Below are 26543 nucleotides of genomic sequence, written 5' to 3' on the forward strand. Positions count from 1 at the left end.
CCGATGCGCAGCCCGTCGCCTGCCACGGCCTGGTCCGCCTTCGCCCGCACCGCCGTGATCGCGGCGGTCGCGATCCTGTCCGGCTACCTCGCGCTCGCCGTCGCGATCGACCCCTACGACAGCGGGCGGTCGCGGCTGTTCTCCGTCGGCGCCGTCCGGCCGCAGGGGCCACGCACGGCTCTGGCCGTCCGCGGGCGCGACCCGGCGTTTTCAGGTGCGATCCTCGGCAACTCGCACATCCAGCTCGTCGAGCCCGCTCGCCTTGCGGCCGCTACCAGCATCCCGTTCGTGCAGCTCTCCGTGCCCGCGACCGGACCGGGCGAGCAGCTGCTGATCCTCGACTGGTACCTGCGCCACCATCCCACGCCGGCAGCCCTGGTGATGGCGGCCGACGACTTCTGGTGCACCGACGACCCGGCGCTGCCGCCGGGCAAGCCGTTCCCGTTCTGGCTGCTGGAGCGCGACCCCGTCGCCTACGCGCTCGGCCTGCTGCGCTTCAACGTGGCGCAGGAGGTCGTCGGCCGGATCGGATGGCTGCTACGCCGGGCGCGTCCCGTCGCCCCCGCCGACGGCTGGTGGAACTACGAGCCGGATTACCTCAAGCTCGGCTTCGCCGGCGACGCGCGCCCGGCGCCCGGCGCGGGGGCGGCGACGCCGGACACGCCCGAGCCGCACAGGGCCGGCCCGTTCCCCGCGGCCGCGCGGCTTGCCACGATCCTCGCCCGCGTCCCAGCGGAGACGCCGGTCGTGATGGTGTTCCCGCCCATCCACGCCTCCGCCCTGCCGCGGCCGGGCACGCGCCGCGCCGCAGCCGAGCAGGCCTGCAAGGCCGCGATCGCGGCGGCGCTGGCGTCGCACCCGCGCAGCGCCATGCTCGACGAGCGCCGCGACACCCCCGAATCGCACGACGACGCGCTGTTCTTCGACCAGAGCCATTACCGGCTCCCGGTCGCCCGGCCGCTCGCCGACGCCATCGCCGCGGCAGTCAATCGCCTGCGGGCTCGGCCGGCGATCCCGGGTTGAGCACATCAACCTCGATTCGTCGCCGCGCACCGTGGCGTCTTTGCCGCATCAATTGGCGCAGCGCGTGCAGGTGCGGACGTCGGCACGTGGGTGCGTTGTAGCAGCAATCCACCTCGACTATACGGCAGGCAATGATCGCCGCGGACCGGCCGTACGGGACTATGGAAGGGCGACGAATGGCGAAGGTGACGCTGGAGGACGGCTACGTTCCGTCCGACGACGAGCCCTTCATGAACGAGCGTCAGCGCGAGTATTTTCGGCGCAAGCTGCTCGGCTGGAAGAGCGACATCCTGCGCGAGGCGCAGGACACCCTCGTTGCGTTGCAGAGCGAGAACGAGAACCACCCCGACCTCGCGGACCGCGCCTCCTCGGAGACCGACCGGGCGATCGAGCTGCGGGCCCGCGACCGGCAGCGCAAGCTCACCGGCAAGATCGACGCGGCGCTGGCACGGATCGAGGACCGGTCCTACGGCTATTGCGAGGAGACCGGCGAGCCGATCTCGCTGCGCCGGCTCGATGCACGACCGATCGCGACGCTGTCGCTGGAGGCGCAGGAGCGCCACGAACGCCGCGAGCGCGTCTACCGCGACGACTGAGTTTTGTTGCGATGCGGCATCGGTTTGTCCAGTAACAGCGCCGTCTCGACTGGTCCGGACTGCCCGAGATGCGACGTCGAGCCCTGGAACCGACGGGCTCGACGGTGCTTGATCCGATGACATCATCGGAAGGCACCTCCATGAGCAACGATGTTCTGATTCCGGTCCTCGCCATCGGGACCATCGTGGTCGCGACGGTGATCGCCGTCTGGCAGCGCACGCGCGTCGCGCAGAAGAAGCACGACCCCAGCCGCTCCGCCTTCGTCGCGAACCATGGCGAGGCGCCGCGCCCCAACCGGCCCGGCACCGAGCACACATGATCGAGCCCACCTGATCGTCTTGCTGGCGATCAGAACGGCAGCAGGATGTCGACGATCTGCTGGCCGTAGCGCGGCTGTTGGACGTCGGTGATCTGGCCGCGGCCGCCATAGGCGATGCGGGCCTGCGCGATCTTCGTCGACTCGATGGTGTTGTCCGACTCGATGTCCTCCGGGCGGACAACGCCGGCCACGACGAGTTCGCGCACCTCGAAGTTGATCCGGATCTCCTGCTTGCCCTCGACCACGAGGTTGCCATTCGGCAGAACCTGCGTGACGATCGCGGCGACGTTGGTCGACACGGTCTCGTTGCGCTGGACCGACCCGACGCCGTCGTTGGAGGAGCTGGACGTGGCGGCGAGCAGCTTGTCGGGCGAGACGCCGGCGGCGAGCACCGCGGCGTTCTTCTCCAGGCCGCCGACGTTCGGCAGGCCGAAGTTCTCGGTGTTGCTGCGCGAGCGCTTGGTCTCGTTGGAGATGTTGGCCTGGTCGGTGACGTTCACCTTCACGGTGACGAGGTCGCCGATCCGCGCGGCGCGCTGGTCCTTGAAGAAGGCGCGCGAGCCGGTGCGCCACAGGGAGTTCGGCGCATACGAGACCGGCTGCACGTCGGGCATCGGCAGGCGGACGGGCTTGTAGCCGGCCTGGGCGGTCGGGTCCTCGATCGCCGAGAGCGCCGGCTGCGCCCCGACGTTCGAGAGCCGGTCGACGGTGTTGCAGGCCCCGAGGCCGGCGCAGGCGACGAGCGCGGCGGCGAGCGGCAGGGGCTGGCGCAGGAAGCGGCGGCGCGGGAGATGACGCATCGGATCGGCTCTGCCTGGATTGTCGAGGATGGCGGTCAGCGGACGGAGGTCGGCGCTTCGGCGCTCGCCTGCCGCTGGAGCGGTGCGGGGCCGACCGAGACGCGGCCCGGACCGATCACCACCGCCTGGAGGACCTTCTTCGAGGCCATGTTGATGACGTTGACGGTGGCGCCCATGCGGCCCGCGTCGGTCGCCTGGCCCCGCATCGCCAGGCTGATGCCGGGCGATTCGTAGACGATGGTCACGGCCTCGCCGCGGGCGACGAGTTCCGGCGGGGCGGTGTCGCCGTTCCGCAGGACCGCGCCTTGGCTCAGCGTGCGCTGCGCGACCTCGCCGACCAGCGTCGCGCCCGAGGCGAGCGCGTCCGAGGGCGCGCCCTCGCGCGGGCGGCGCTCGATGGTCAGGTCGGCGGCGGTGACCGGCTCGCCGCGGTTGAGCGTGCGGTTGACGATCGCCACGTCGCGCATCTCGATGACCACGCCGGTCACCCGCAGCGAGGCCTGGCGCTCGCCCAGCGTCATCAGTCCGCCGACGCGGCGCGAGCGCGGATCGTAGTTGAGGTCGAGGGCGACGATCTGGCCGTCGAGGTCGATCGGGGCCAGCAGCATCGGTCCGTCGCCGTCGAGGCGCACGCTCACCGACTTCTCGTCGACGCCGTAGGCGGTCTGGAGGGCACGGCGGAGCGCCGCCTCGATCTCCTGCGCGCCGACCCGCCGGGCGGCGCGCTGCACGGCCACCTGGAGCCGGCCGCCGGTCTCGACGGCGCCGAGGTTCAGGGCCGCCACCGCCTCGGCGATGCGGCGCGCCTGGATCGTGCCGGTGGCGCCCAGCGCCGGCGCCCGGAACAGCGGGCGCTTGGCCGCCGACGCGGGCGCGCCCTCGACGAGGTCTTCGAGGGTGAGGACATCGCCGCGGGCGGTGACGTCGCCGCGCAGGCGCATCGGCTCGTCGGCGAGCGCCGGCAGGGTGTAGGCGCCGAGCATGGCCAGCGCGAGGAAGGCGAGCGCGGCGCGCACCAGCACGGGCAGGCCGAGCGGTGCGGTGCGCAGGGCGACGCGGCGCGTGATCGGCCGCAGGTCGGCCTCGCGGCTCGGTTCGTCGTAGGCGAAGGAATGGGACATGACCGTCGGGCTCCGGGCGGCGCTAGCTGCGGAACATCTGCGAGGTGGTGGAGAGCATCTGGTCGGCGGCGGTCACGACCTTCGAGTTCATCTCGTAGGCGCGCTGGGCCGCGATCAGGGAGGAGATCTCGGTGACGGCGTTCACGTTCGCCTCCTCCAGGTAGGATTGCTGGAGGTTGCCGAAGCCCTCGCCGCCGGGCAGCCCGGCGACCGCCGGGCCGGAGGCCGCGGTCTCGATGAACAAGTTGTCGCCGATCGACTCGAGGCCGGTCTTGTTGACGAAGCGGGCGAGCTGGAACTGGCCGAGCGATTGCGGCGCGGTCTGCCCCGGCAGCGTCGCCTGCACGGCGCCGGTGGCGCTGATGGTGACGGCGGTGGCGGTGTTCGGCACGGTGACGCCGGGATCGACGAGATAGCCGTCGCGGGTCACGAGCTGCCCCTGCGCCGACAGGTCGAACGAGCCGTCGCGGCTGTAGGCGGTACGGCCGTCCGGCATCGTCACCCGGAAGAAGCCCTCGCCGCGGATCGCGACGTCGTAGTCCTTCTCCGTCGAGGTCAGCGTGCCCTGCGACATGATGCGGGCGGTCGACACCGTCTTCACGCCCGAGCCGATGGCGAGGCCCGCCGGCAGCTGCGTGTTCTGGTCCGAGGTCGAGGCGCCGGCGCGGCGCAGGTTCTGGTAGAGCAGATCCTGGAAGTGCGGCTGCTGGCGCTTGTACCCGGTGGTGCGAAGGTTGGCGATGTTGTTCGAGATGACCTGGACGTTGAGTTCCTGGGCCGCCATGCCTGTGGCGGCGGCGTAGAGCGCGCGCATCGTCTAGCTCCCGGTCAGGCGACGTCGGCGAGGCGGCGGATCGCCGTGCCCCGCAGATCGTCGAGCCGCGTGATCACGCTGGACACCATCGCGTAGGTCCGGTTGACGTCCATCAGCCGGGTCATCTCGAGCACCGGCTTGACGTTGGACTTCTCCAGCGCCCCCGATTCGAGGCGGCCCTTGATGCCCGCGGGCTGCGGCTGCGCGGTCGAGGCGTAGAGGTTGGCGCCGGCGTTGCTCAGGCTCTGCGGGTTGGCGAAGGTCACGAGCTTCACCCGGCCGCGGACGCCGAGGTTGGTCGAGACCGTGCCGTCCTGCCCGATCGAGAGGCCGGTCTCCTGCGGGTTGATGGTGATCGGTCCGCCCTCGCCCTGCACGGCGTAGCCGTCGCTGGTGACGAGGTTGCCCTGCGCGCTCACCTCGAAGGCGCCGTTGCGGGTGAAGCGCACGCCCTGCGGCGTCTGCACCGAGAAGAACGCCTCGCCCTGGATCGCCACGTGGGTCGGGTTGCCGTCCGGCTCGATCGCGCCCTGGCCGAGGTCGAGGGTCGTGCCCTGGTCGATCACGTAGGAGAGGCGGCGGTCGGCGCCCGAGAAGGTGTCGGCGCTCGCCGTCGGCATGAGGTACTCCTCGAAGCGCGTCGAGCGGCCCTTGAAGCCGGTGGTCGAGACGTTGGCCATGTTGTTGGCGATGACGTCGAGCTCGCGCTGAAGCGCCATTTGGCTCGATACGCCGACGAGGAGGGCATTCTGCATCTGAACTCGATCCGTCGTGCCGCGGTGGCGGCGAGGGGATATCCGCATCCCCCGTGCCAGATCGATCTTTTTGGATTTTGCGTGATTGATCAGGGCGTTGACCGTGTGCGGGACGTTTCTGCGGCACGACCGGATCGGACCGTCGGCAAAGCCGACCCGGCAGATTGTGCCGACTTAACGCCGCGTTAACCCTGCGGGCCGATACCGGAGGCTCGAACCGGCCCGCACCCGATAGGCGGGTACCCCAGCCATCAGCCGACGGACCACGGAACACCGCTCATGGCCAAGAAGCCCAAGAAAGCGGAAGCCGTCGAGGGGGCGCCCGGCGAGGCCGAGGCGCCCAAGAGCAAGAAGAAGCTCGTGATCATCGCCGCCGCCGCGGTGCTGCTCCTCGGCGGGGGAGGGGGCGCCTTCATGATGAAGAAGCGCGCCGCCGCGCAGGCCGAGACCGAGCACGCCGCCGACAAGGCCGAGGTGAAGCAGCCGTCCGTGTTCCTCGACGTGCGCGAGATGGTGATGAACCTCAGCCCCGAGCCCGGCTCCGACAAGGCCAAGTTCGCCAAGCTCCGCATCGCACTCGAGCTCAAGGACGCCAAGGTCGAGAACGAGGTGAAGCCGCTGATGCCCCGCGTCGAGGACGCGCTGCAGGTCTACATGCGCGACATGCGCAGCAGCGACATCTCCGGGTCGGTCGGCATGTACCGCCTCCGCGAGGAGTTGCTGAAGCGGGTCAACGTCGCGGTCTACCCCGCCAAGGTCGAGGCGGTGCTCTTCAAGGACGTGATCGTCCAGTAGCCGACGACCCCGCCGAGACCGCCCGCGCCGCAACCCAACCGAGCCCGCCATGGAACCCGACGACCCGAACGTGGAGGACGACTGGTCGGCGGCCCTGATCGAGCAGGGCGCCGAAGGCGGCGACGCGTCGCTCGCCGACGAGTGGGGCGCGGCGCTCGCCGAGCAGGGCACCACCCGCAACGCCAGCGACGTCGCCGCCGAGTGGGCGACGATGATCGAGGACGGGGAGAGCGACAACCTTCCCGAGCTCGCCGGCAACGACCGCATCCTCAGCCAGGACGAGATCGACGACGTCGTCGGCTTCTCCCTGCGCGAGCTGTCCGCATCCGGCGCGGGCGGCGTGCGCGCCATCGTCGATTCGGGCGTCGTCCAGTACGAACGCCTCCCGATGCTGGAGATCGTCTTCGACCGGATGATCCGGTTGCTGTCGACCTCGCTGCGCAACTTCTTCCAGGACAACGTCGAGGTGACCCTCGACAACATCACCTCCGTCCGCTTCGGCGACTACCTCAACGCCATCCCGCTGCCGACCCTGCTCGGGGTGTTCAAGGCCGACGCCTGGGAGAATTCCGGGCTGGTGACGGTGGAGTCGAACCTCGCCTACTCGACCCTGGACCTGCTGCTCGGGGGCAAGCGCGGCGGCACGTCGAGCCGGCTCGACGGGCGGCCCTTCACGACGATCGAGATGCAGCTCGTGCGGCGCCTGGTCGAGATCATCCTCGGCGACCTCGAGCTGTCGTTCCAGCCGCTTTCCCCGGTCAAGTTCGGGATCGACCGGATCGAGACCAACCCGCGCTTCGCCACGATCACCCGCCCGGCCAACGCCGCGATCCTGATCAGCCTGCGCCTCGACATGGACGGGCGCGGCGGCCTGCTCCAGATCCTGTTCCCCTACGCCACGATCGAGCCGATCCGTGAACTGCTCATGCAGAGCTTCATGGGCGAGAAGCTCGGCCGCGACCACGTCTGGGAGGGGCACCTCGCCACCGAGATCTGGCAGGCGGACATGACGATGGAGGCGGTGCTGCACGAGATGATGCTGCCGCTGAAGCGCGTCATGGCCCTCAAGGTCGGCGACACGCTGATGTTCGACGCCAAGCCCAGCGACCTGATCACGGTCCGCTGCGGCGAGTGGGCGCTGACGCAGGGGCGGATCGGGCGCGTCGACGACAGCATCGCGGTGCAGGTGACGCGGCCGTTGCGGCGCTCGCGCACCACGCTCCAGGCCTACGAGGCCTCGATGAACAACCGAAGCGACGCCTGAGATGGATTTTCGGTCATGAGCCTCCTCGTCACGCTCGCCGCCGACGGCCTCGTCGCGATCCTCCTCGTCGCCACCATCGTGTCGTCGATGAAGCTGTCGCGCCGCATCGTCCAGTTGAAGGGCGACGAGGCGGCGCTGCGCCAGACCATCGGCGACCTCATGGTGGCCACCGCCAGCGCCGAGCGCGCCATCGCGGGGCTGCGCAACACCCTGGACGAGTGCGACCGGACGCTCGCCGAGCGCCTCGGCACCGCCGAGCGCTACGCCGCCGACATCGCCGCTCAGGTCGAGGCCGGCGAGGGCGTGATCGCCCGCATCGGCGCGATCGTCACGCAGATGCGTGGTGCCGCGCCCCGACCGGCCGCCCCCGAGCCGGCACCGACGCGTCCGGCGCTCCACGTCGCCAGCGAGGCGCCGGTCTCCGACGGCCCGAACGGCGAACGCCTCGGCGCCGCCGCCGCCGCCGCCCTCGCCATGACCGAGCGCGCCCTCCATCGGGTGCGGAGCCGGGCCGCATGAGTGCGGGGCCCCCCGCCCGGACCGATCCGACGCGAACCGTGCCCGCTGCGGCCGACGGCGCGCGCGCGGCAAAGGCCGTCCGGGGAGCCAACAACGCGAAGGCGCTGACCGCGCTGGCGCGGGCACGGATGCGCCAGATCCGTCCGCTGCGCCTGCGGATGATCGATGCGGTCACGCTCGCCGCCGCCGGCCTGCTGGTGCTGAAGCTCGTCGGGATGTTCGTGGAGACGCCGCAGGTCGCGCCCGAACTGCCCGCCCTCGCGCAGGTGCTCGCCAAGGCCCGCATCGGCTACGAGCTGCTCGACCCCACCACCACCGGGTCGGTGACGCCCAAGGAGGCGCCGAAGGGCGAGGCCAAGGCGCCCGAGCCGCCGCAGGCCCAGCCGCCGATGCCGGAACCCGTCTCGCTGACGGAGCGCGCGCTGCTGGAGAAGCTGGGCGCCCGGCGCGACGCGCTGAAGCAGAAGAGCGACGAGCTGGAACTGCGCGAGAAGATGCTCGGCGAGGCCGAGCGCAAGCTCGAGACCGGCCTCGGCGACCTCAAGCAGGCCGAGGACAAGGTGGACACCGCCGGCAAGGCCAAGGCCGACGCCGAGAAGGCCGGCCTGAAGAACCTCGTGACGATGTACGAGACCATGAAGCCGAAGGACGCCGCCCGCGTCTTCGACCGCCTCGGGCAGGAGGTGCTGGTGTCGCTCGTCCTGGCGATGAACCCGCGCAAGATGGCCGAGGTGCTGGCGCTGATGCAGCCGGACGCCGCCGAGAAGCTCACCGTGGCGCTGGCCAACCGCGCCCGCGGCGTCGCCGGCCCGCAGGCCGCCGCCGGCGGAGCGCTCGGCCCGAACGAGTTGCCGGCGATCGAGCCGGGCGGTCGCTGAGCCAAGCGAATTTCTTGCGCGCGCGTCTCGGTTCCATGGTCGGGATTCGCGTCGTCAGGTGCAGCCGCCAATCCCGTGCTGGCACCCGGATTCACACATCTCCGCGTCTGGCGGTTCGCTGTGCGCCCATCCCCTCTCCCCGCCAGCGGGGAGAGGGCTTTGCCGACCCCGTCGTCGGCAGAGCGAGGCGGCAGCCGACGGTGAAGGGGGCGCCGCCGAATGAGGCTCTACCGGAAGCTCCCCCTCACCGTCGCTTCGGCTTCGCCTCCGCTTCCCGGCTGCACGACGAGGTCCGTGCGGGCCTCTCCCCGCCCGCGGGGAGGAGGGGGGAGGTTCATTCGGGATGCGGGGGGACGCCGGTGACGACGCTCGCCCGATCAGGCAGCGCGTCGTCGTCCGTCCGCCGCGCCCGCCAAGCCAAACTCCGCTGGGGTGAGCTGGCCCGTCGCCCGGACCAGGCCCGCGGCCCCGTCGAGGGCGCCGGCCCGCAGCTCGAGCCCGAGGAAGCGTTCGCGTGCGAACGGACCGGGCAGGGTGAGGTCGGCGGCGAGGCCTTGCGAGAAGCCGAAGCGCTCGTAGTAGGGCGCATCGCCCACGAGCAGCACGGCCCCGTGGCCGAGGGATTCGGCGCGCCCCAAGGCGGCGTGCATCATCACCCGGCCGAGGCCCTGGCGCTGGAGCGCCGGGTCGACCGCCAGCGGGCCGAGCAGCAGGGCCGGGCAGGCGCCGGCCGCGACGTTCCACAGGCGCAGCGTCCCGATCAGGCGCCCGTGGCGGGCCGCCGCGAAGGCGAGGCCGCGGGCGGGAAGGCGCCCCTCGCGCAGCCGCTCTGAGGTCTTGGCCCGGCGGTTCGCGCCGAAGCAGGCGTCGAGCAGGCGCTCGCGCGCCGCGACGTCGTGATGGTGCTCCGCCCGGATCTGGATCATGGCCGTGACCGCCCTGTCGTGATGTGACGCGTGGGACCGGGCGCCGTCATGCCGGCCCTCGGATGAAGGCCGGCCGAACGGAACGCGCGGTGCATCAGGGAAACCCCCGCCGGCGGGCGGCGGGGGGCACGGATCAGATCACGATCTGCTGAAGCGGGGGGAAGCCGTTGAAGGCGACCGCGGCATAGGTCGTGGTGTAGGCGCCGGTGCCCTCGATCAGCACCTTGTCGCCGATCGAGAGGGAGACCGGCAGCGGGTAGTGGTCGCGTTCGTAGAGCACGTCCATCGAGTCGCAGGTCGGGCCGGCCAGGACGCAAGGGCTCATGCGGTCGCCGTCGTGCTCGGTGCGGACGGGGTAGCGGATCGACTCGTCCATGGTCTCGGCCAGCCCCCCGAACTTGCCGATGTCGAGGTAGACCCAGCGCACCTCGTCGTCCGAGGCGGACTTCTTCGAGATCAGCACCACTTCCGCCTCGATCAGCCCGGCGTTGCCGACCATGCCGCGCCCCGGCTCGATGATCGTCTCGGGCAGCTGGTTGCCGAAATGCTTGGTGAGCGCGCGGAAGATCGCGTCGCCGTAGGATTCCACGCCCGGCACCTTCTTGAGGTACTGGGTCGGGAAGCCGCCGCCGAGGTTGACCATCGACAGGCCGATGCCGCGAAGCGCGCATTCGCGGAAGATCGTCGAGGCGGAGGCGAGCGCCCCGTCCCAGGCCTCGGTGTTGCCCTGCTGGGAGCCGACGTGGAACGACACGCCGTAGGCCGACAGGCCTTGGCGGTGGGCGTGCTCCAGCACCTCGACGGCCATCTCCGGCTCGCAGCCGAACTTGCGCGACAGCGGCCAGTCCGCGCCGGCGCCGTCGCAGAGGATGCGGCAGAACACCTGCACCGATCCGGCCTCGATGCCGGCGGCCTCGGCGGCGCGGACGATCTTCTCGACCTCCGCCTCGCAATCGACCGCGAACAGGCGGATGCCGAGGCGCAGCGCCCGGCCGACGCAGCGCTCCTTCTTGATCGTGTTGCCGAAGGAGATCCGCTCCGCGGTGGCGCCGGCGGCGAGCGCCATCTCGATCTCGGCGACGGACGCGGTGTCGAAGCACGAGCCCATGTCGGCCAGGAGGCGCAGAACCTCGGGGGCCGGGTTCGCCTTCACCGCGTAGAACACGCGGGTGTCGGGGAGCGCGCGGGCGAAGGCGGTGTAGTTGTCGCGGACCACGTCGAGGTCGAGCACCATCACGGGGCCCTCGTCGCGGCCGAGGTCGCGGCGGACGCGCAGGAAGTCGCGGATGCGATCGGTCATGTCTGTTCCAACCCACAGGTTCGCGGGGCCGCCCACGGGGGAGCGCGCCGTCGAAGATGTGACGGTCCCTTCAGGGACCGCCGGCGTCTGGGGCTGATGCGACGCGCGGATCCGCGCTGTGGAGACGCGACGATCCGTGCGGGCGCGACGAGCACCCGGAGGCTGCCGTGGATTGGACGGGGTTTCCCATCCGCACGCCGGGCAAGGAGAAACAAGCCTCTTCGGTGCCGGCCTTTGGAGGGCCGACGAGACCAAAAAAGCCCGTTCGTCGTTGCTTTAAGCTGCGTCCCCCGTGGAGAGCGGGGTTCGCCGGTTTCGCCTCCGGCTGCCGGTTGTTGTCGGGGTCCGGTGTCGCCACCTGGATGCCGGCCGAAAGGGATCCACCCTGTCGACCATCGATCCTTTAAGACCCCTGGCGGCTGTCCGGCAGTTGGCCGGATGCCCACCAACCGACACGCGGCCACAGGCACGTGCGAAATTGGGCAAGGCGCATATACGAACGGCGCACCACCACCACAAGCGGAATTCGGCCCGCAGCGGCGGGAATCCCCGTGTGTTGCGGGGACCTGTTGCCAAAACGCAGCGCCCGTCCGCGGGCGGGCTTTCCAAGCGCGTAAAGTGCGGGCATCTCACCCCGGTCGACGGTGGCGACGCCCTGCCGGTCCGCGGCATCCGGGGCGCGGGATCGGAATCGGCGGAATGCGGGCGGCGGGCATCATGGTCGGGGTGAGACGGCGGACGATTCGGTCGCGGGTGACCGCGTGAACCCGCAAGCCGACGGCGAGCTGGAGGTCCGGGTCGCGTGCCTCGACGACCTCGACGCCCTGGTCGCCCTGGAGAACGCGACCTTCTCCACCGACCGGGCCGAGCGCCGGGCGATCCGCCACGCGATCCGCTCGCCCTCGATGACGGTTCTGGTCGCCCTGCTGATCGAGGCGGACGAGACCAACGTCCTCGTCGGGGCTGCCACCCTGGAGCGGCGGCGCAACAGCCGCAGCGCGCGGCTCTCCTCCATTGCGGTGGCGTCGTCCCGCGCCGGTCTGGGCCTCGGCGGCCGGCTGATGCAGGCGGTGGAGGACGAGGCGCGTCGCCACGGCTGCACCCGCCTGCGCCTCGAGGTGCGCGCCGACAACGGCGCCGGCCTGCGCCTGTACGAGCGCCGCGGCTACACGCGCTTCGAGGTTCGCGAAGGCTATTACGAGGACGGCATGGAGGCGTGGTGTTACGAGCGCGCCCTCGCCGACGACGCGGCGGACGCGACGCAGGAGCCGCCCCGGCAGCGCCGGAGCGGCTGAAGCCGGCAGATCAGTCGCAGCGCTCGCGGCTGACCGTCTTGCGGTCGCCCTCGTCGTTGGTCTTCGTCACCGTCTTCGTGGAACAGCCGTCGCTGCTCTCGCGGGTCTCCACCGTCTTGCTCTCGGTGGCCGGACGGTCGACCACGACGGTGTCGGGCGCCCGGCGCTCGATCACGGTCGTCTGGGCGGTGGCGGCCTGGATGCCGGCGAGGGCGAGGATCGCGGCGGCGGGAACGAGGATGCGCATCGGATAGGGACTCCGGGAAAAGTTTCGAACGGACGCGGAAACGGCCTCCGGCCCGAAACCGTTCCGGGGCGCCCTCGTCATGCCGGATTCAGGGAATCTTACCGGCGTCGCGTTAGAGCACGGATGCAGGGTCGCGCCCGCCCGCGCCGGCTCGTCCGCGACGCGTGTCCTTGAGAGCCCGCCCGTGAAAGCCCGACCATGGCCGTGATCGCCGCCTTCGTCATGAATGCCGGGCTGAACTTCGTCCTCGGCCTGCTCATCGCCAAGCTGCTGGGGCCGGCCGATTTCGGGCGTTTCGCGCTGGCCACCGCCGGCACCCTGGTGATCACCACCGTCCTGTTCGAGTGGCTGCGCCTGTCGGCGACGCGGTTCTACTCGGTGCGCGTCCGCCTCGACGAACCATGGATCCGGCACGGCCTCGACCGCGCCTACGCCATCCTCGCGGTGCTGCTGTTCGCCGCCGCGGCCGTCGCCGCCGGCCTCGGGCTCGGCGACGGGCCGGACGGGCATGCCGCGATCCTGTCCGGTGCGATGCTGGCGGCGCTCGGCATCGGCGTGTTCGACTATCACGCCGCGCTCGCCCGTGCCCGCTTCGACGGCAAGCTCTATCTCGGGCTGGTCGCGGTGAAGAACGTGATCGCCTTCGCCATGATGGCCGCAGCCGCCTGGTACCTGCGCCAGCCGGCCTGGGTGCTCGCCGCCGCCGGAGTGAGCCAACTCCTCGCCGTACTGATCCTGCGCCACCCCTTGCGCGACCCGGCCTCGGCGGTGGAGCACCATCGCCGGCGCGAGACCTGGAGCCTGTTCCTGCGCTACGGCCTGCCCCTGATCGCGGCCAACGCCGTCTACCAGCTGCTGCCGTTCCTCAACCGCGGCACCATCGCCGCGCAGGCCGGCTTCGCCGAGGCCGGCTACTTCGCGCTCGCCGCCGACGTGACCGCGCGCAGCCTCACCATGCTCGGCACGGCCCTCGACCTGCTGCTGTTCCAGCTCGCCGTGCGGGCCGAAGAGCAGCACGGCCGCGCGGCGGCCGAACGGCAGGTCGCAGCCAACGCGGCCACCGTCTACGCGCTGCTGCTGCCCTGCGCCGTCGGGTTCTGGGCGGTGCTGCCGGCGCTGGAGGCGTTGGTGGTGCCGGAGGCCTATCGCGGGCCGTTCGCGCTCTACGCGCTGCTGCTGATCCCCGGCCTGTTCTGCCTCGCGATGATGTTCTACGCGATCAACCCGGTGTTCCAGATCCGCCGCCGGACCCTGCCGGTGATCGCGGCGGCTGCGGCCGGGCTCGCGGTCAACGGCCTCGGCCTCCTCGTCCTGCCGCCGCTGCTCGGCGGCGCCGGCGTCGCCCTCGCCCAGACGCTGGCGCTCGCCTCCGCCTTCGCCTGGCTCGCCGTGCGGGCGCTCACCGGCCGCGACCGCCTCGCGCTGCTCTGGAACGAGATCCTCGTGGCCAGCGCCGCCTGCGGCGCCATGGCGGCGGCGCTCGCGCCGCTTCGCCACCTCGATCCGGCGCTGGCGCTCGGCGTCGCCGTGCCCCTCGGGGCCGGGCTCTACGCGGCCCTGGTATGGCTGTTCGACATCGCCGGCCTGCGCAGCCAGGTCGAGGGCCGGTTCCGCCCGGCGCATCCTGCGGCGGCCGATCCTGTGGCGGCAGAGTAGAGCGGTTCCACTTTGCAACGCGGCCGCGATCCCGCATGATCGGGGCTACAAGGGTGCCGCGCACAGGCATCCGGCAAAGACACGCGACCGGGCAGGAAACGATGCCATTCTACGAGCCCCGCGACGAGGGCGAGGCGGCCGAGATCGTCGGCGCGGCCGCCGGCCGCTCCGAGCGCCTGCGCCTCGTGGGCGGGGACACCATGGCCGGGATCGGCCGGCCGGCGCAGGACGAGGCGACGCTCTCGGCGCGGGCGCTCTCCGGCGTCACCCTCTACGAGCCCGCCGAGATGGTGATCTCGGCCCGTGCCGGCACACCGCTCGCGGAGGTTCAGGCGATGCTCGCCGCCCGCGGCCAGATGCTGCCGTTCGAGCCGATGGACGCCCGCGCCCTGATGGGCAGCGCTGGCGAGCCGACGTTCGGCGCGGTGGCGGCGGCCAACAATTCCGGGCCGCGCCGCATCAACGCCGGTGCCGCCCGCGACAGCCTGATCGGCGTGCGCTTCGTCAACGGTCGCGGCCAGGCGATCAAGTCCGGCGGGCGGGTGATGAAGAACGTCACCGGCCTCGACCTCGTGAAGCTGATGGCCGGCTCCTGGGGCACCCTCGGGCTCCTCACCGAGGTCACCTTCAAGGTGCTGCCGGTGCAGGAGCGCGTGGCGACGCTGGTCTTCCGCGGGCTCGACGACGCCCGCGCGGTGGCTGCGCTCGCCGCCGCCCTCGGCTCGCCGTTCGAGCTCACCGGCGCGGCGCACCTGCCCGCCGGCATCGACGGCGCGGACGCTCGCACGCTGATGCGGCTCGAAGGCTTTTCGGACTCGCTCGCCTACCGGATCGGTGAGCTGCAGAAGCTCCTGAAGCGCTTCGGCGCCGCCGAGATCCTGGACGGCGAACCGGGTGTCGCCCTCTGGAATACGATCCGGGATGTGACGCCCTTCGCCGGAACGTCCGAGGCCGTATGGCGGCTCTCGACCGCGCCGACCCGAGGCCCGGCGCTCGCCGCCGCGATCGGCCGCGCGATGCCGGCGCGCTGGTTCTACGATTGGGGCGGCGGCCTGGTCTGGCTCGCCGTCGCGTCCGAGGGCGATGCCGGGGCGGAGGCGATCCGCTCCGCCCTCGGCCAGCACGGCGGCCACGCCACGCTGATCCGGGCGCCCGATGCGGTGCGCGCCGCCGTGCCGGTGTTCCAGCCACTCTCGCAGCCGCTGATGCGGGTGACGCAGGGGATCAAGACGGCGCACGACCCCGCGGGTGTGTTCAACCCAGGGCGGATGTACGCCGAGGTTTGAGGCGCCCGGGCCCGACGCGGGCCCTCCGCCGCATCGTGCGCGGCGCGAAACGGTGGCAGAGACGATCGATCGACGGGGCCGACGCCATCGGCCCGAGACAGGACGCATCCAGAACGCGCCATGCAAACCAACTTCTCCCTGGCCCAGCTCGCCGACCCGGCGATGGCGACCTCCGAAAAGATCCTGCGCACCTGCGTGCATTGCGGGTTCTGCACGGCGACCTGCCCGACCTACCTGCTGCTCGGCGACGAACTCGATAGCCCGCGCGGACGGATCTACCTGATCAAGGACATGCTGGAGGGCGGCAAGGCGGCGAGCGCCGAGGTGGTCAAGCACGTCGACCGCTGCCTGTCGTGCCTGTCCTGCATGACGACCTGCCCCTCGGGCGTGCACTACATGCACCTCGTCGACCACGCCCGCAGCCATATCGAGCAGACGTTCTCCCGGCGGCTCGACGACCGCGCGCTGCGGGCGCTCCTGGCCTTCGTGCTGCCCTATCCCGCGAGGTTCCGGGCGGCGTTGTGGGCGGCCAAGCTCGGTGCGCCGTTCCGGCCCCTGGTGGCGCGCCTGCCGCGGGTCGGAAACCGGCTCGCCGCGATGCTCGACCTCGCCCCCGCCGCGCTGCCCGGCCGCGAGGCGACCAACCGGCCCGCGACCTTCCCCGCCGTCGGCGCGCAGGGCGCGCCCAAGCGCGTGGCCCTGCTGCGCGGCTGCGCCCAGAGCGTGCTGCGGCCGGATTTCAACGCGGCGGCGATCCGCCTGCTCACCCGCCACGGCGTCGAGGTGGTGCACGCGGAAGGCGAGGGGTGCTGCGGCGCGCTCACCCATCACATGGGCCGGACGGACGACTCGCACGCCCAGGCCCGGCGCACCATCGACGCCTGGATCGCGGAAGCCGACGGCGCCGGCCTCGACGCCATCCTCGTCACCGCGTCCGGCTGCGGCACGACGATCAAGGATTACGGCTTCATGTTCCGCGACGACCCGGCCTACGCCGACAAGGCGGCAAGGGTCTCGGCGCTCGCCAGGGACGTCACCGAGTTCGTCGCCACCCTCGACATCGCGCCGACGGTCGAGAGCGACCTCGTCGTCGCCTATCACTCGGCCTGCTCGATGCAGCACGGCCAGGGCATCCGCACGGAGCCCAAGACCCTGCTGAAGCGGGCGGGCTTCACGGTGAAGGACGTGCCCGAGGGCCACATCTGCTGCGGCTCGGCCGGCACCTACAACATCCTGCAGCCGGAACTCGCCGGCAAGCTCCGGGCGCGCAAGGTCGCCAACATCGAGCGGATGCGCCCCGACGTGATCGCCACCGGCAACATCGGCTGCGCCACGCAGATCGGGAAGGGCACCGCGATCCCGATCGTCCACACGGTGGAACTGCTGGATTGGGCCACCGGCGGCCCGCGGCCGGCGGCGCTCAAGGCGACGGCCGAGCCGGTGCTGCAAGCAGCCGAGTGACCGGCCTCACGGTTCGAGCTGGTAGGTGACCGGGATCCAGCGATAGCCTGCGCCGCTCGGCGCGACGTAGCCGAGCGACGGGAACGACGTATGGTAGCCGGCGACCACGATGTCGCCGTTCGCCGCCATGTCGTAGATCCGACGCCGCGTGGCCGCGCCCTGTCCCTTGTCCATGTCGAACAGGGCGTGCCAGCCCGGCTCGGCGAGCGAGGCGACCTCGTGGTGGGCGCAATCGCCCCAAATCAGCATCCGCCGCCCCGCGCTCTCGACGTGGAAGGCGAGGTGGCCGGGCGTGTGCCCGTAGGCCGCGAGCGCGTGGATGCCGGGAACGATCTCGTCGCCGGCCGCCACGAAGCGCGTCCATGCGGCCAGCGGCAGGAGGTGGGCGCGGAACACCAGCGCCGAGGCGTGCTCGTTGCCCGACGGCTCCGACGCGAGGCGCTCGGGTTTGGTCCAGAAATCGTACTCGACCGCGCCGACGACGAGGCGCGCGTTGGGGAAGGTCGGGTGCCCGTTGCGCATCAGCCCGCCGATGTGGTCGGTGTGGCAATGGCTGAGGACGACGACGTCGATCGCCTCCGGCGCGGTGCCGGCCGCGCGCAGCCGCTCGACCAGACGTCCGCCGGCCGGCGGCGGCACGAAGCCGACCGCGCCGTTGCCGGTGTCGAACAGGATGGTCTCGCGCCCGGTCTCGATCAGCACCGGGGTGAAGCCCGGCTGGAAGCGATCGGGCGGCAGGCGGTTGGCGCGCATCAGGGCCTCGACCTCGCCCCTGGGGCGGTCCTCGCCGACGATCGGCCAGGGGCCGTCGATCATCCCGGCGGCATCGAGCAGCATCGTCACGCGAAAGGCGCCGAGCGCGAAGCGGTACTGCGCCGACGCGGCCGGGCCGAGCGGTTCGGACCGCGCCGACCGAGGCAACAGCGCCGGGGCGACCAAGGCGGCGAGGCCGGTCGCGGCGAGTTGTCGACGCGTCCGTTCGATCATCGAATCATTCCCTTCGCCCGCGTGAGGCCGCAGACTGCGCGGCGTGGGCGAAGGCCTACCGGCTGCGGGGGATCGGGCGCTTGTACGAACGTGCTGCCGACGACGGGCCGTTGCGACCGCTCTGGCACGTGGCCGGCGCGACGACCTTCTTCGCCGGGCCGTTGCGCTACAATGCCGGGCACCAGCACGGCGCGCCGGTCTTCCTCGCGGGGCTCTACGGCGACTTCCGCCTGCGCGTCGGCGCGCAGGACTGGACCACCTGCCGCACGGCGATGATCCCGGCCGGGTGCGTGCACGAACTCGACCTCGGCGGCGACCCGCTCGGCGTGCTCTACCTCGAGCCGGACCGCTTCGGGGTCGAGGCGCTGACGCCGCTCCTGCACGGCACCCGCGAGATCGCGGGCGCGCTCCTGGGCGCCGCCGGCGAGACGACGCCGCTGCGCGACCTGTTCGAGCACCGCGACGGCGCCTCCGCCGCCGGGCCGGCGCTCGCCGACCTCCTCGCGTTCGCGGGGCGGCAGCCGGAGCCGCGGATCGACGGGCGGATCGCGCGGGCGATCCGCCGCCTGCTCGCCGAGCCCGACGCGACGCCGTCGGTCGGAGCGCTCGCGGCCTCGGTCGGCCTGTCGGCCTCGCGGTTCCAGCACCTGTTCACCGACGCCGTCGGGGTGCCGTTCCGGCGCTATCGGGGCTGGCTGCGGATGCGCCGGGCGATCGGTGCGGTGATCGACGGCAACAACTTCACCGGCGCCGCGCATGCGGCCGGCTTCGCCGACCAGGCCCATTTCGCCCACGATTTCAGGCGGACCTTCGGCGCCCCCGCCTCGCTCAGCCTTCGCGACATCCGGCGTTGACGACCGGTCCGTCCGCCGGCTCGCGATACGCCGCCAGCACGAAGACCCGGATCGCCGAGGACAGGTTCTGACCGTTCCGCTCCGCGTCGATCGCGCCGATCAGCGCCTGGACGGACTTTTCGCGCGCCGCTGCGATCTCGCCCAAAGCCGCCCAGAACGGGTCCTCCAGGGACACGCTGGTGCGGTGGCCGGCGATCATCACCGAGCGCTTGGTGATGGTCATCGGGCGCGCCTTCTCCGTCCAGCGCACGGGAAACGGTAGTCGTCCATTTCGTCACGGCATCTGATGACGCGCGGGTTCTCCTCTCCCCGCGTACGGGCAGAGGCCCGGCTGCACCTTGTCATGCAGCCGGCTAGCGTCGGCGAAGCCAGAGCGACGGTGAGGGGGCGCGAACGGAAAAGCCTCCTCCGGATCGGCCCCCTCACCGTCGGCTGCCGCCTCGCCGCGACGACGGCGAGGTCGTCGCGTCCCTCTCCCCGCAAGCGGGGCGAGGGGATGCGCGCAGATCGAAACGCCAGAAGCAGCGATGTGCGAATCCTGTCGCTCGCACAGAGGTCGAGAAGGGGCACCGCGTCACGTGTCCGAATCCGGCCCGACGAGCTTGTGGCCCTCGTGGCGGGCCACCTCGATGGCTGTCTTGCGCTCCTGCAGGGTCCGGGCCTTCTTCGGGCGGCCGAAGGCGATGCGGTTGTCCTCCGCCTTGGCGTCCTTCTCGACCCGCAGGCGCGCCTTGCGGGCCTGGCGCAGGTTGATGATCTCGGCCATCGCGTCGATCTCCCGTTCGAGCGGGCGCCTACTCGGCGCTCGGGGCCAGCATGGTCTCGGGCCGCACCACGCGCTCGAACTCGGCCTCGGTGACGTAGCCGAGGCGCAGCGCCTCCTCCTTCAGGGTGGTGCCGCGCTTGTGCGCGGTCTTGGCGATCTCGGCCGCCTTGTCGTAGCCGATCGAGGGGGCGAGCGCGGTCACCAGCATGAGCGAGCGGCTCATCAGGTCGGCGATCCGGTCCTCGTTGGCCTTGATGCCGACGACGCAGTTGTCGGTGAAGCTGACCGCCGCGTCGGCGAGCAGGCGGATCGACTGCAGCACCGCGTTGGCGATCACCGGCTTGAACACGTTGAGCTCGAAGTTGCCCTGGCTGCCGGCGAAGCTCACCGTGGTGCCGTTGCCGATCACCTGGGCGCAGACCATCGTCAGCGCCTCGCACTGGGTCGGGTTGACCTTGCCCGGCATGATCGACGAGCCCGGCTCGTTCTCCGGCAGCGACAGCTCGCCCAGGCCCGAGCGCGGGCCGGATGCCAGCAGGCGGATGTCCTGCGCGATCTTGAACAGGCCGGCGGCCAGCGCCGAGAGCGCCCCTTGGGTGAAAACCAGGGCGTCGTGGGTCGCCAGCGCCTCGAACTTGTTGGCGGCCGAGGTGAAGGGCAGGCCGGTCAGCTCGGCGACCTTGGCGGCGAAACGCTCGGCGAATTCGGGATGCGCGTTGAGGCCGGTGCCCACCGCCGTGCCGCCCTGCGCCAGCGCCAGCACGCCGGGCAGCGTCGCCGCGATGCGCGAGCCGCCGAGCGCGACCTGCGCGGCATAGCCGGAGAATTCCTGGCCGAGGGAGACCGGGGTCGCGTCCTGCAGGTGGGTGCGGCCGATCTTGACGATCGATTCGAAGTCCTTCTCCTTCGCGTCGAGCGCCGCATGAAGGTGGGTCAGCGCCGGCATCAGGCGGCCGGTGATCTCGCGCGAGACCGCGATGTGCATCGCCGTCGGGAACACGTCGTTCGAGGACTGGCCGCGGTTGCAGTGGTCGTTGGGATGCACCGGCGACTTGCCGCCACGCTGGCCGCCGAGCCGCTCGTTGGCGAGGCTCGCGATCACTTCGTTGGCGTTCATGTTCGACTGCGTGCCCGAGCCCGTCTGCCAGACCACCAGGGGGAACTCGTCGTCGTGGCGGCCGTCCACCACCTCGGCCGCCGACGCGGCGATGGCCTCGGCCACCTTCGGGTCGAGGCCGCCGAGATCCTGGTTCACCAGGGCGGCTGACTGCTTGACCAGGCCGAGCGCGTGGACGAGCGGCGCCGGCATGTGCTCGGTGCCGATCTTGAAGTTCTGGATCGAGCGCTGGGTCTGCGCGCCCCAATACCGGTGCGCCGGGACCTCGATCGGCCCGAAGGTGTCGGATTCCGTGCGGGTGGCGGTCCGAGTCTCGGTCTCGGTCTGCTGCGGCGACATCGTGGCCCCTACGTTTGGTGCAATGCGAAGCCTACCTACGACAGGCGGCGGCAAATCGCGAAGGTGCTTTTCCGGCCGCGCCTCGACAAACGCGGCGGGCTGTTCCCCGCCCGGCGAACAAGGATGGCGTCGATGACGGCGACGATCGCGATCGACACGCCGGCGTCGGCGGTGGCCCGCTTCCGGCCGCCCGTGCCGGCGCCGCGCCGCACGGCGATGGGCCTGTTCGCGTTCCTCAAGGCGGCGCGGCAGAACCCGATCACCACCTGGATGGAGGATCACTTCACCGCGCCCGTGGTGGCCGGCGACGGCGCCATGGGCCGCATCACCGTGGTCAGCGACCCGGCCCTGATCCGCTACCTGCTGGTTGAGAACGTCGGCAACTACCGCAAGGACGACCTGCAGCGCCGCGTGCTCGCCCCCGGTCTCGGCAACGGCCTGCTCAGCGCCGAGGGCGACGCATGGAAGTTGCAGCGGCGGACGCTGGCGCCGATCTTCTCGGCCCGCACGGTGCAGGGCTTCTCGGATGCGATGAACGCGTCCGGCGCCAAGCTCGCGCGGCGCCTGGCCCGGCGGGACGGCACCCGGGTCGACGTCGCGCTGGAGATGACCCGCGTCACCCTCGACGTGCTGGAGCGGACGATCTTCACGCAAGGCCTGCCCGGCGATCCCGACGCCCTCGGGCGCGCGATCACGCGCTTCCTCGAGGCGGTCGGGCCGATCGATCCCCTCGACGTGCTCGGCGTGCCCGACTTCGTGCCGCGGCTCGGCCGGCTGCGGGCGCGGCCGGCCGGGCGCTACTTCGCCGAGGTGGTCGAGGCGCTGATCGCAAGGCGCAAGGCCCAGGTCGCCGCCGGCGGCGCGCCGCAGGACCTGATGACGCTGCTGCTCGCGGCTCAGGACCCGGAGACCGGCAAGGGCCTCACCGACCTGGAGGTGCAGGCCAACATCATCACCTTCATCGCCGCCGGCCACGAGACCACGGCGAACGCCCTGACCTGGGCGCTGTACTGCCTGGCGAAGGACGACGCGGCGCGGGAGCGGCTGGAGGCGGAGGTCGACGCGGCGGGCGAGGGCGATTTCGCCCTCGACACGCTGCCCTTCGCCAAGGCGGTGATGGAAGAGGCGATGCGGCTGTTCCCGCCGGTGCCGTTTCTCAGCCGCCAAGCGATCCGCGACGACCGCCTCGGCCGCATCAAGGTGCCGCGCGGGTCGATGGTGCTTGTGGCGCCCTACGTGCTGCATCGGCACCGCACCCTGTGGGACGACCCGGACGCCTTCGTGCCGGAGCGGTTCCTCGGGGCGAACCGCGACGCGATCCCGCGCTTCGCCTACCTGCCGTTCGGGGCCGGCCCGCGCGTCTGCATCGGCCAGAGCTTCTCGGTGCAGGAGGCGGTGATCGTGCTAGCCCACGTCGTCCGCGCGGTCCGGTTCCGGATGCCGGACGACCATCCGCCGATGACGCCGCTGCACCGGGTGACGCTGCGTCCCGAGCACGGCCTGCGCATGGATGCGACCCGCCGGGGGCAGACGCCTCTTAGCGCGGCACGGCCCCGACCATCGGCCCGAGCGGGCGGCTGAGGTCGTTGCGCTTCAGCGCAGGCGCGTAGAGGCTCGACACGCTGCCGTCGAGGAACAGGGCGTTGCGGCAGCCGAGGTCGTCCCGGAACAACCGGGCGAAGGCGCCGAAGGTGACGGGGTGCTCCGAGATCGCGAACACCGCCACCCGTCCGTCGTCGCGGACGCCCACGCCGTTGCGGATCTTCAGGCTCGGCCCGTCGGCGGAGATCTTGGGATGGATCTGGCCGTCGATCACCAGCATCGGGCCGGATTGCGTCGCGAAGTCGGGCTTCATGCGGGCCTTGAGGTAATGGCCGGTGTCGAGCACGCCTGCGCGCTCGCCCTTCACGTAGAACACACCGTTGGGCTTGAGGTGGAAGTTGCCCGGCCCGTTCGCGGTCGAGACGCCCTTCATTTCCCGCCCGTCCTCGACGTAGAGCCCGACCGGCGCCTGACCCTTGTCGTACATGCCGGCGTTCATCGCGAAGCTGAGGCGCGGACCCTGCTTCTCGGCAAGCGTCGAGAGCGAGGAATACGGCAACCCGTCCGCGCCGAGCCAGAACAGGCGCACCCGCTGGCGGCGGAGGTCGACGGTGCATACGGTGAAGCTGTCGCCCTGCGCCTGGACAGGGCGGCACGTCTCATTCGGCGCCGTCTCCGCGTGGGCGCCGCCGGCCGAGACTGCGATCAGCGCGAGGACCGCAGCTTTGGTAAGGCGTAACATCATCGTGAGGTCCTGACCGCGCGCGAGCCCTTGAAGGGGCCGCCGCACGCCTCCTCACCTCAGAATGCGACGGTTTTCAAGCGGCCCGGACCCCGAAGCCCGGGCGTCGATCGCCGATGTCGCAGCGTGAACCGAAGTCGGCGGCTGGGCGTTCTCGATGTGACGGGGGTCAAGGACACGACTCTTCTGGAGCTGATGAGATGAAGCGTCTTCTTCTTGCCTCGACGCTGATGGTCGGGGCTCTCGCCTACCTTCCGGCCTCGGCCGAAGCGCGCGGGTTCGGCGGTGGGTTCCATGGCGGTGGTTTCCACGGGGGCGGCTTCGGCGGCTTCCGGGGCGGCGGCTTCGGTGGTGGGTTCCGTGGTGCGGGCTTCGGTGGGTACCGGGGCGGCTTCGGCGGCTACCGCGGTGGGTTCGGTGGCTACCGCGGCGGTTACGGCGGGTATCGTGGCTACGGCTACGGCCGTGGTCTCGGGTACGGGCTCGGCGGGCTTGGGCTCGGCGTCGGCGTCGGCCTGGCGGCCGGCGGTCTCTACGGCGGGTATGGCGGCTACGGCTACCCGGGTTACGGCTATGGCTACGCCCCGGCGGCCTACGGCGGCTACGGCTACGGCGGCGAGTGCGTGACCGTCCCGCGGGTGCGCTGGACGCCTTACGGTTACCGCCGCGTGCTGATCGAGCGCTGCTACTGAGCGGCGCGTCCGATCGTGACGAAGAAGGGGGCTGCCTGCGGGCAGCCCTTTTTCATTTTCCGCTCAGCGTTGCCGCCGCATCTCGTCCCTCCGCATCGGCATGGCGTCGATGGTCGAGAACAGGCGCTGCGGCGCGATCGGTTCGGGCTCGGTGATTTTCACGCCCCCGTCCTTGCCGACGAGCACCGCGCGAAACGCGTCGGCCGGCAGGCCTAGCCGCCGCCGGATCGCTTCTGCGTCGCCGCCTCCGCCGACCGCCTCGACCACGACGAGGTCCCGCTCGCTGAGACCTGCGCGCGCCGCGGCGATCGTCGCGCGCTGCGCGACGAGCCGGCGGTCTCCCGCATCCGGCGCCGACAGGACGAGCACCCGCGAGACCTGGCGATAGCGCGCGAGCGGGTCCTGGGCCGCCGCGCCGGGTCCGGCGAAGGCTGCGAACGCGATGGCGAGGGCGACACCGGATCCGACGCGCATGATGGTCCTTATTCCCCTAAACGGGATGGTTCGAACGGGAAACGCGGATCAGGCCAGCCGGTGACATCGGCGGCCACGGCTGCGACATGAGCGTTCGAACGAGCCTCGATCCCTCCATCCCAAGGAGACACGGCATGGCCGCCAAGAACCGCCGCATCGTCCTCGCCGCGCGCCCGCACGGCGAGCCGACCCTGCAGAACTTCCGCCTCGAGGAGGCCGTCGTCCCGACCCCGCGCGACGGCGAGATCCTGCTGCGCACGCGCTGGCTCTCTCTCGACCCCTACATGCGCGGCCGGATGAGCGCAGCGAAATCCTACGCCGCGCCGGTCGGCATCGGCGAGCCGATGACCGGCGGGACGGTGAGCGAGGTGATGCGCTCCGAGCACCCGGACTTCCCCGTCGGAACCCTGGTCCAGGCCTTCGGCGGCTGGCAGGACTATTCGGTGTCCGACGGCAAGGGCCTGCGCAAGGTCGACCCCGCGGTGGCGCCGCCGACGACGGCGCTCGGCGTCCTCGGTATGCCCGGCATGACCGCCTATACCGGCCTCCTCAACATCGGCGAGCCGAAGCCCAACGAGACCGTCGTCGTCGCTGCCGCCGCCGGGCCGGTGGGCTCCCTCGTCGGGCAGATCGCCCGGATCAAGGGCGCACGCGCGGTCGGCATCGCCGGCGGCCCCGAGAAGTGCGCCTACCTCACTCGCGAGCTCGGCTTCGACGCCGCGGTCGATCACCGCTCCGACGACCTACCCGGCGCGCTGGCCGCCGCCTGCCCGAACGGCATCGACGTCTACTTCGAGAACGTCGGCGGCGCGGTGTTCGATGCGGTGCTGCCGCTGCTCAACGACTTCTCGCGCATGCCGGTCTGCGGGCTCGTCGCCGCCTACAACGCCACGGAGCTGCCGCCCGGTCCCGACCGCTCGCCGCTCCTGATGCGCGCGGTGTTGACCAAGCGCCTGCGGATGCAGGGCTTCATCGTCTGGGACTTCGCCAGCCACATCGACGCGTTCGAGCGCGAGGTCGGCGGCTGGATCGCGGACGGGTCGGTGACGTATCGCGAGGACGTCGTCGAGGGGCTGGAGAACGCCCCGGAGGCGTTCATCGGCCTGCTCAAGGGCCGCAACTTCGGCAAGCTCGTCGTCCACGTCGCCTGAGCGCGAAGGCTTGCATCCGGCGCCGTGTCCGCGCGGCGCCGAGTTGCCGCCGGTTGGGAACAAAGATAGAACATGATCGTGCCGGCGGCGCGTGTGCACGATGGGGACAAGCGCCCCTCAAGCGGTTGCCGGGGGCCGGTCCGAGGCCCATGAAGGGCGCACGCGGGCTCGGTGAGACCGGACCCTGTGAGATCCGACGGCGAAGGAGAGAGCGATGGCGGGCAGCGTCAACAAGGTCATTCTGGTGGGCAACCTCGGGCGCGATCCCGAGACGCGCCGCCTCGGCTCCGGCGACCCGGTGGTCAACCTGCGCCTCGCGACCTCCGAGTCGTGGAAGGACAAGGCGTCGGGCGAGCGCAAGGAGAAGACCGAGTGGCACTCGGTCGTGATCTACAACGAGAACCTCGCCCGCGTGGCCGAGCAATACCTGCGCAAGGGCTCGAAGGTCTACATCGAGGGCCAGCTCCAGACCCGGAAGTGGACCGACAATTCCGGGGTCGAGAAGTACACCACCGAGGTGGTGCTGCAGCGCTTCCGCGGTGAGATGACGATCCTCGACGGCCGCGGCGGCGGCGGCGGCGAGATGGGTGCCGACGACGAGGGCGGCGGCCAGGTCAGCCGCGGCGGCGGTGGCGGTGGCGGTGGCGAATACGGCGGCGGCCGTGCCCAGGGCGGCAGCGAGCGTCGTCAGCCCCCGGCGCCGTCCGGCGGCGGCGGTGGTGGCGGCTCGCGGGGCAACTACGACCTCGACGACGACATCCCGTTCTAGGGCCCGGGCGCGGTCGCCTCGGGCGTCGCGAACGATCCGATCTCGAAAATTTGA

29 protein-coding genes are annotated in these 26543 nt (G+C 71.4%); 16 read left to right on the forward strand and 13 right to left on the reverse strand.

The features are described from left to right. Positions 1-3: 3 nt before the first annotated feature. The 3 genes from MFF13_RS08750 to MFF13_RS08760 all read left to right on the forward strand — a co-directional run bounded on the left by MFF13_RS08750 (position 4) and on the right by MFF13_RS08760 (position 1939). Positions 4-1023: a hypothetical protein gene (locus MFF13_RS08750; RefSeq protein ID WP_147831666.1), complete on the forward strand. Its 1020-nt coding sequence runs from the start codon at positions 4-6 to the stop codon at positions 1021-1023. Between the two features lie 176 nt (positions 1024-1199). Beyond that, on the forward strand, positions 1200-1619 hold the full coding sequence (gene dksA / locus MFF13_RS08755; RefSeq protein WP_147728054.1) for an RNA polymerase-binding protein DksA: 420 nt from the start codon (positions 1200-1202) through the stop codon (positions 1617-1619). Positions 1620-1759: 140 nt separating this feature from the next. Beyond that, positions 1760-1939, forward strand: a complete 180-nt coding sequence (locus MFF13_RS08760; protein WP_147831668.1) for a hypothetical protein — start codon at positions 1760-1762, stop codon at positions 1937-1939. Positions 1940-1968: 29 nt separating this feature from the next. Here the strand turns inward: MFF13_RS08760 and flgH are convergent, their stop codons facing one another. From flgH to flgF, 4 genes are read right to left on the reverse strand one after another with little or no spacing between them, the layout of a single operon-like run. Then, positions 1969-2739 (reverse strand): flagellar basal body L-ring protein FlgH, encoded by a 771-nt coding sequence (gene flgH / locus MFF13_RS08765; protein WP_147831670.1) that lies wholly within the window; start codon positions 2737-2739, stop codon positions 1969-1971. A gap of 35 nt (positions 2740-2774) precedes the next feature. Continuing rightward, complete coding sequence (gene flgA, locus MFF13_RS08770; protein WP_147831672.1) at positions 2775-3860, reverse strand: flagellar basal body P-ring formation chaperone FlgA; 1086 nt, start codon at positions 3858-3860, stop codon at positions 2775-2777. Between the two features lie 22 nt (positions 3861-3882). Continuing rightward, positions 3883-4674, reverse strand: a complete 792-nt coding sequence (gene flgG / locus MFF13_RS08775; RefSeq protein ID WP_147754321.1) for a flagellar basal-body rod protein FlgG — start codon at positions 4672-4674, stop codon at positions 3883-3885. 14 nt (positions 4675-4688) lie between these two features. Next, positions 4689-5429 carry a flagellar basal-body rod protein FlgF gene (gene flgF, locus MFF13_RS08780; RefSeq protein ID WP_147764538.1) on the reverse strand — a complete coding sequence of 247 codons (741 nt, stop codon included), beginning with the start codon at positions 5427-5429 and terminating at the stop codon, positions 4689-4691. Positions 5430-5708: 279 nt separating this feature from the next. On the opposite strand from flgF, the gene fliL reads away from it, so the two are divergent. From fliL to MFF13_RS08800, 4 genes are all read left to right on the forward strand, one after another. Beyond that, a complete protein-coding gene (gene fliL, locus MFF13_RS08785; RefSeq protein WP_147754319.1) occupies positions 5709-6224 on the forward strand; it encodes a flagellar basal body-associated protein FliL in 516 nt (171 codons plus the stop codon). 49 nt (positions 6225-6273) lie between these two features. Then, positions 6274-7488: a flagellar motor switch protein FliM gene (gene fliM / locus MFF13_RS08790; protein ID WP_147754318.1), complete on the forward strand. Its 1215-nt coding sequence runs from the start codon at positions 6274-6276 to the stop codon at positions 7486-7488. 15 nt (positions 7489-7503) lie between these two features. Then, a complete protein-coding gene (locus MFF13_RS08795) occupies positions 7504-8007 on the forward strand; it encodes a DUF6468 domain-containing protein (RefSeq protein ID WP_147763828.1) in 504 nt (167 codons plus the stop codon). A 128-nt stretch (positions 8008-8135) separates the two neighbouring features. After that, on the forward strand, positions 8136-8885 hold the full coding sequence (locus tag MFF13_RS08800; protein WP_147753239.1) for a MotE family protein: 750 nt from the start codon (positions 8136-8138) through the stop codon (positions 8883-8885). A 377-nt stretch (positions 8886-9262) separates the two neighbouring features. Here MFF13_RS08800 and MFF13_RS08805 read toward each other — a convergent pair whose 3' ends face one another. Next, positions 9263-9811, reverse strand: a complete 549-nt coding sequence (locus tag MFF13_RS08805) for a GNAT family N-acetyltransferase (RefSeq protein ID WP_238271917.1) — start codon at positions 9809-9811, stop codon at positions 9263-9265. Positions 9812-9944: 133 nt separating this feature from the next. Continuing rightward, positions 9945-11111, reverse strand: a complete 1167-nt coding sequence (locus MFF13_RS08810) for a type III PLP-dependent enzyme (protein ID WP_147829356.1) — start codon at positions 11109-11111, stop codon at positions 9945-9947. A gap of 761 nt (positions 11112-11872) precedes the next feature. Here MFF13_RS08810 and MFF13_RS08815 point away from each other — a divergent pair. After that, on the forward strand, positions 11873-12406 hold the full coding sequence (locus MFF13_RS08815; protein ID WP_147829353.1) for a GNAT family N-acetyltransferase: 534 nt from the start codon (positions 11873-11875) through the stop codon (positions 12404-12406). A gap of 10 nt (positions 12407-12416) precedes the next feature. Here MFF13_RS08815 and MFF13_RS08820 read toward each other — a convergent pair whose 3' ends face one another. Then, positions 12417-12653, reverse strand: a complete 237-nt coding sequence (locus tag MFF13_RS08820; protein WP_147753225.1) for a hypothetical protein — start codon at positions 12651-12653, stop codon at positions 12417-12419. 198 nt (positions 12654-12851) lie between these two features. Between MFF13_RS08820 and MFF13_RS08825 the strand changes: the two genes are divergently transcribed. The 3 genes from MFF13_RS08825 to glcF all read left to right on the forward strand — a co-directional run bounded on the left by MFF13_RS08825 (position 12852) and on the right by glcF (position 17056). Beyond that, entirely contained in the window at positions 12852-14309 is a 1458-nt protein-coding gene (locus tag MFF13_RS08825; protein WP_147829351.1) for a lipopolysaccharide biosynthesis protein, read from the forward strand. Between the two features lie 101 nt (positions 14310-14410). Next, entirely contained in the window at positions 14411-15595 is a 1185-nt protein-coding gene (locus MFF13_RS08830) for an FAD-binding protein (protein ID WP_147829349.1), read from the forward strand. 120 nt (positions 15596-15715) lie between these two features. Next, the gene (gene glcF / locus MFF13_RS08835; protein ID WP_147829347.1) at positions 15716-17056 is read left to right on the forward strand and encodes a glycolate oxidase subunit GlcF; all 1341 of its coding nucleotides are present in this window, start codon (positions 15716-15718) and stop codon (positions 17054-17056) included. A 6-nt stretch (positions 17057-17062) separates the two neighbouring features. Here glcF and MFF13_RS08840 read toward each other — a convergent pair whose 3' ends face one another. Further along, on the reverse strand, positions 17063-18043 hold the full coding sequence (locus MFF13_RS08840; protein ID WP_147829346.1) for an MBL fold metallo-hydrolase: 981 nt from the start codon (positions 18041-18043) through the stop codon (positions 17063-17065). 80 nt (positions 18044-18123) lie between these two features. Here MFF13_RS08840 and MFF13_RS08845 point away from each other — a divergent pair, with 80 nt between their 5' ends. Further along, a complete protein-coding gene (locus tag MFF13_RS08845; RefSeq protein ID WP_238271919.1) occupies positions 18124-18897 on the forward strand; it encodes a helix-turn-helix transcriptional regulator in 774 nt (257 codons plus the stop codon). On the opposite strand, the gene MFF13_RS08850 is transcribed toward MFF13_RS08845, so the two are convergent. The 3 genes from MFF13_RS08850 to fumC form a co-directional block, all read right to left on the reverse strand. Further along, a complete protein-coding gene (locus MFF13_RS08850) occupies positions 18872-19120 on the reverse strand; it encodes a ribbon-helix-helix domain-containing protein (protein WP_147829342.1) in 249 nt (82 codons plus the stop codon). The two genes, MFF13_RS08845 and MFF13_RS08850, sit on opposite strands and share 26 nt — an antisense overlap. Before the next feature lie 351 nt (positions 19121-19471). Further along, positions 19472-19663 (reverse strand): DUF4169 family protein, encoded by a 192-nt coding sequence (locus MFF13_RS08855; RefSeq protein WP_147763837.1) that lies wholly within the window; start codon positions 19661-19663, stop codon positions 19472-19474. Between the two features lie 28 nt (positions 19664-19691). Further along, entirely contained in the window at positions 19692-21119 is a 1428-nt protein-coding gene (gene fumC / locus MFF13_RS08860; protein WP_147829340.1) for a class II fumarate hydratase, read from the reverse strand. Positions 21120-21251: 132 nt separating this feature from the next. Here fumC and MFF13_RS08865 point away from each other — a divergent pair, with 132 nt between their 5' ends. Further along, positions 21252-22700, forward strand: a complete 1449-nt coding sequence (locus MFF13_RS08865; protein WP_238271922.1) for a cytochrome P450 — start codon at positions 21252-21254, stop codon at positions 22698-22700. On the opposite strand, the gene MFF13_RS08870 is transcribed toward MFF13_RS08865, so the two are convergent. Further along, positions 22657-23406, reverse strand: coding sequence for a phosphodiester glycosidase family protein (locus MFF13_RS08870; RefSeq protein ID WP_147753234.1), 750 nt, complete (start codon positions 23404-23406; stop codon positions 22657-22659). The genes MFF13_RS08865 and MFF13_RS08870 overlap by 44 nt on opposite strands. Positions 23407-23603: 197 nt before the next feature. Here MFF13_RS08870 and MFF13_RS08875 point away from each other — a divergent pair, with 197 nt between their 5' ends. Further along, positions 23604-24095, forward strand: a complete 492-nt coding sequence (locus MFF13_RS08875) for a hypothetical protein (RefSeq protein ID WP_147829336.1) — start codon at positions 23604-23606, stop codon at positions 24093-24095. 63 nt (positions 24096-24158) lie between these two features. On the opposite strand, the gene MFF13_RS08880 is transcribed toward MFF13_RS08875, so the two are convergent. Next, a complete protein-coding gene (locus MFF13_RS08880; RefSeq protein WP_147763840.1) occupies positions 24159-24569 on the reverse strand; it encodes a DUF4174 domain-containing protein in 411 nt (136 codons plus the stop codon). Positions 24570-24703: 134 nt separating this feature from the next. Between MFF13_RS08880 and curA the strand changes: the two genes are divergently transcribed. Beyond that, positions 24704-25720, forward strand: a complete 1017-nt coding sequence (gene curA, locus MFF13_RS08885) for an NADPH-dependent curcumin/dihydrocurcumin reductase (RefSeq protein ID WP_147829334.1) — start codon at positions 24704-24706, stop codon at positions 25718-25720. Positions 25721-25934: 214 nt separating this feature from the next. Further along, a complete protein-coding gene (ssb, locus tag MFF13_RS08890; RefSeq protein WP_147829332.1) occupies positions 25935-26489 on the forward strand; it encodes a single-stranded DNA-binding protein in 555 nt (184 codons plus the stop codon). Positions 26490-26543: the final 54 nt, after the last annotated feature.

The sequence above is a fragment of the Methylobacterium cerastii genome, from assembly GCF_022179125.1.
GTDB lineage: Bacteria > Pseudomonadota > Alphaproteobacteria > Rhizobiales > Beijerinckiaceae > Methylobacterium > Methylobacterium cerastii.

Bases quoted from the DNA above. Each gene is read 5' to 3' on its own strand.
- MFF13_RS08750 (WP_147831666.1), top strand. From the start codon at position 4: ATGCGCAGCCCGTCGCCTGCCACGGCCTGGTCCGCCTTCGCCCGCACC.
- dksA (WP_147728054.1), top strand. From the start codon at position 1,200: ATGGCGAAGGTGACGCTGGAGGACGGCTACGTTCCGTCCGACGACGAG.
- MFF13_RS08760 (WP_147831668.1), top strand. From the start codon at position 1,760: ATGAGCAACGATGTTCTGATTCCGGTCCTCGCCATCGGGACCATCGTG.
- flgH (WP_147831670.1), bottom strand. From the start codon at position 2,739: ATGCGTCATCTCCCGCGCCGCCGCTTCCTGCGCCAGCCCCTGCCGCTC.
- flgA (WP_147831672.1), bottom strand. From the start codon at position 3,860: ATGTCCCATTCCTTCGCCTACGACGAACCGAGCCGCGAGGCCGACCTG.
- flgG (WP_147754321.1), bottom strand. From the start codon at position 4,674: ATGCGCGCGCTCTACGCCGCCGCCACAGGCATGGCGGCCCAGGAACTC.
- flgF (WP_147764538.1), bottom strand. From the start codon at position 5,429: ATGCAGAATGCCCTCCTCGTCGGCGTATCGAGCCAAATGGCGCTTCAG.
- fliL (WP_147754319.1), top strand. From the start codon at position 5,709: ATGGCCAAGAAGCCCAAGAAAGCGGAAGCCGTCGAGGGGGCGCCCGGC.
- fliM (WP_147754318.1), top strand. From the start codon at position 6,274: ATGGAACCCGACGACCCGAACGTGGAGGACGACTGGTCGGCGGCCCTG.
- MFF13_RS08795 (WP_147763828.1), top strand. From the start codon at position 7,504: ATGAGCCTCCTCGTCACGCTCGCCGCCGACGGCCTCGTCGCGATCCTC.
- MFF13_RS08800 (WP_147753239.1), top strand. From the start codon at position 8,136: ATGCGCCAGATCCGTCCGCTGCGCCTGCGGATGATCGATGCGGTCACG.
- MFF13_RS08805 (WP_238271917.1), bottom strand. From the start codon at position 9,811: ATGATCCAGATCCGGGCGGAGCACCATCACGACGTCGCGGCGCGCGAG.
- MFF13_RS08810 (WP_147829356.1), bottom strand. From the start codon at position 11,111: ATGACCGATCGCATCCGCGACTTCCTGCGCGTCCGCCGCGACCTCGGC.
- MFF13_RS08820 (WP_147753225.1), bottom strand. From the start codon at position 12,653: ATGCGCATCCTCGTTCCCGCCGCCGCGATCCTCGCCCTCGCCGGCATC.
- MFF13_RS08825 (WP_147829351.1), top strand. From the start codon at position 12,852: ATGGCCGTGATCGCCGCCTTCGTCATGAATGCCGGGCTGAACTTCGTC.
- MFF13_RS08830 (WP_147829349.1), top strand. From the start codon at position 14,411: ATGCCATTCTACGAGCCCCGCGACGAGGGCGAGGCGGCCGAGATCGTC.
- glcF (WP_147829347.1), top strand. From the start codon at position 15,716: ATGCAAACCAACTTCTCCCTGGCCCAGCTCGCCGACCCGGCGATGGCG.
- MFF13_RS08840 (WP_147829346.1), bottom strand. From the start codon at position 18,043: ATGATCGAACGGACGCGTCGACAACTCGCCGCGACCGGCCTCGCCGCC.
- MFF13_RS08850 (WP_147829342.1), bottom strand. From the start codon at position 19,120: ATGACCATCACCAAGCGCTCGGTGATGATCGCCGGCCACCGCACCAGC.
- MFF13_RS08855 (WP_147763837.1), bottom strand. From the start codon at position 19,663: ATGGCCGAGATCATCAACCTGCGCCAGGCCCGCAAGGCGCGCCTGCGG.
- fumC (WP_147829340.1), bottom strand. From the start codon at position 21,119: ATGTCGCCGCAGCAGACCGAGACCGAGACTCGGACCGCCACCCGCACG.
- MFF13_RS08865 (WP_238271922.1), top strand. From the start codon at position 21,252: ATGACGGCGACGATCGCGATCGACACGCCGGCGTCGGCGGTGGCCCGC.
- MFF13_RS08870 (WP_147753234.1), bottom strand. From the start codon at position 23,406: ATGATGTTACGCCTTACCAAAGCTGCGGTCCTCGCGCTGATCGCAGTC.
- MFF13_RS08875 (WP_147829336.1), top strand. From the start codon at position 23,604: ATGAAGCGTCTTCTTCTTGCCTCGACGCTGATGGTCGGGGCTCTCGCC.
- MFF13_RS08880 (WP_147763840.1), bottom strand. From the start codon at position 24,569: ATGCGCGTCGGATCCGGTGTCGCCCTCGCCATCGCGTTCGCAGCCTTC.
- curA (WP_147829334.1), top strand. From the start codon at position 24,704: ATGGCCGCCAAGAACCGCCGCATCGTCCTCGCCGCGCGCCCGCACGGC.
- ssb (WP_147829332.1), top strand. From the start codon at position 25,935: ATGGCGGGCAGCGTCAACAAGGTCATTCTGGTGGGCAACCTCGGGCGC.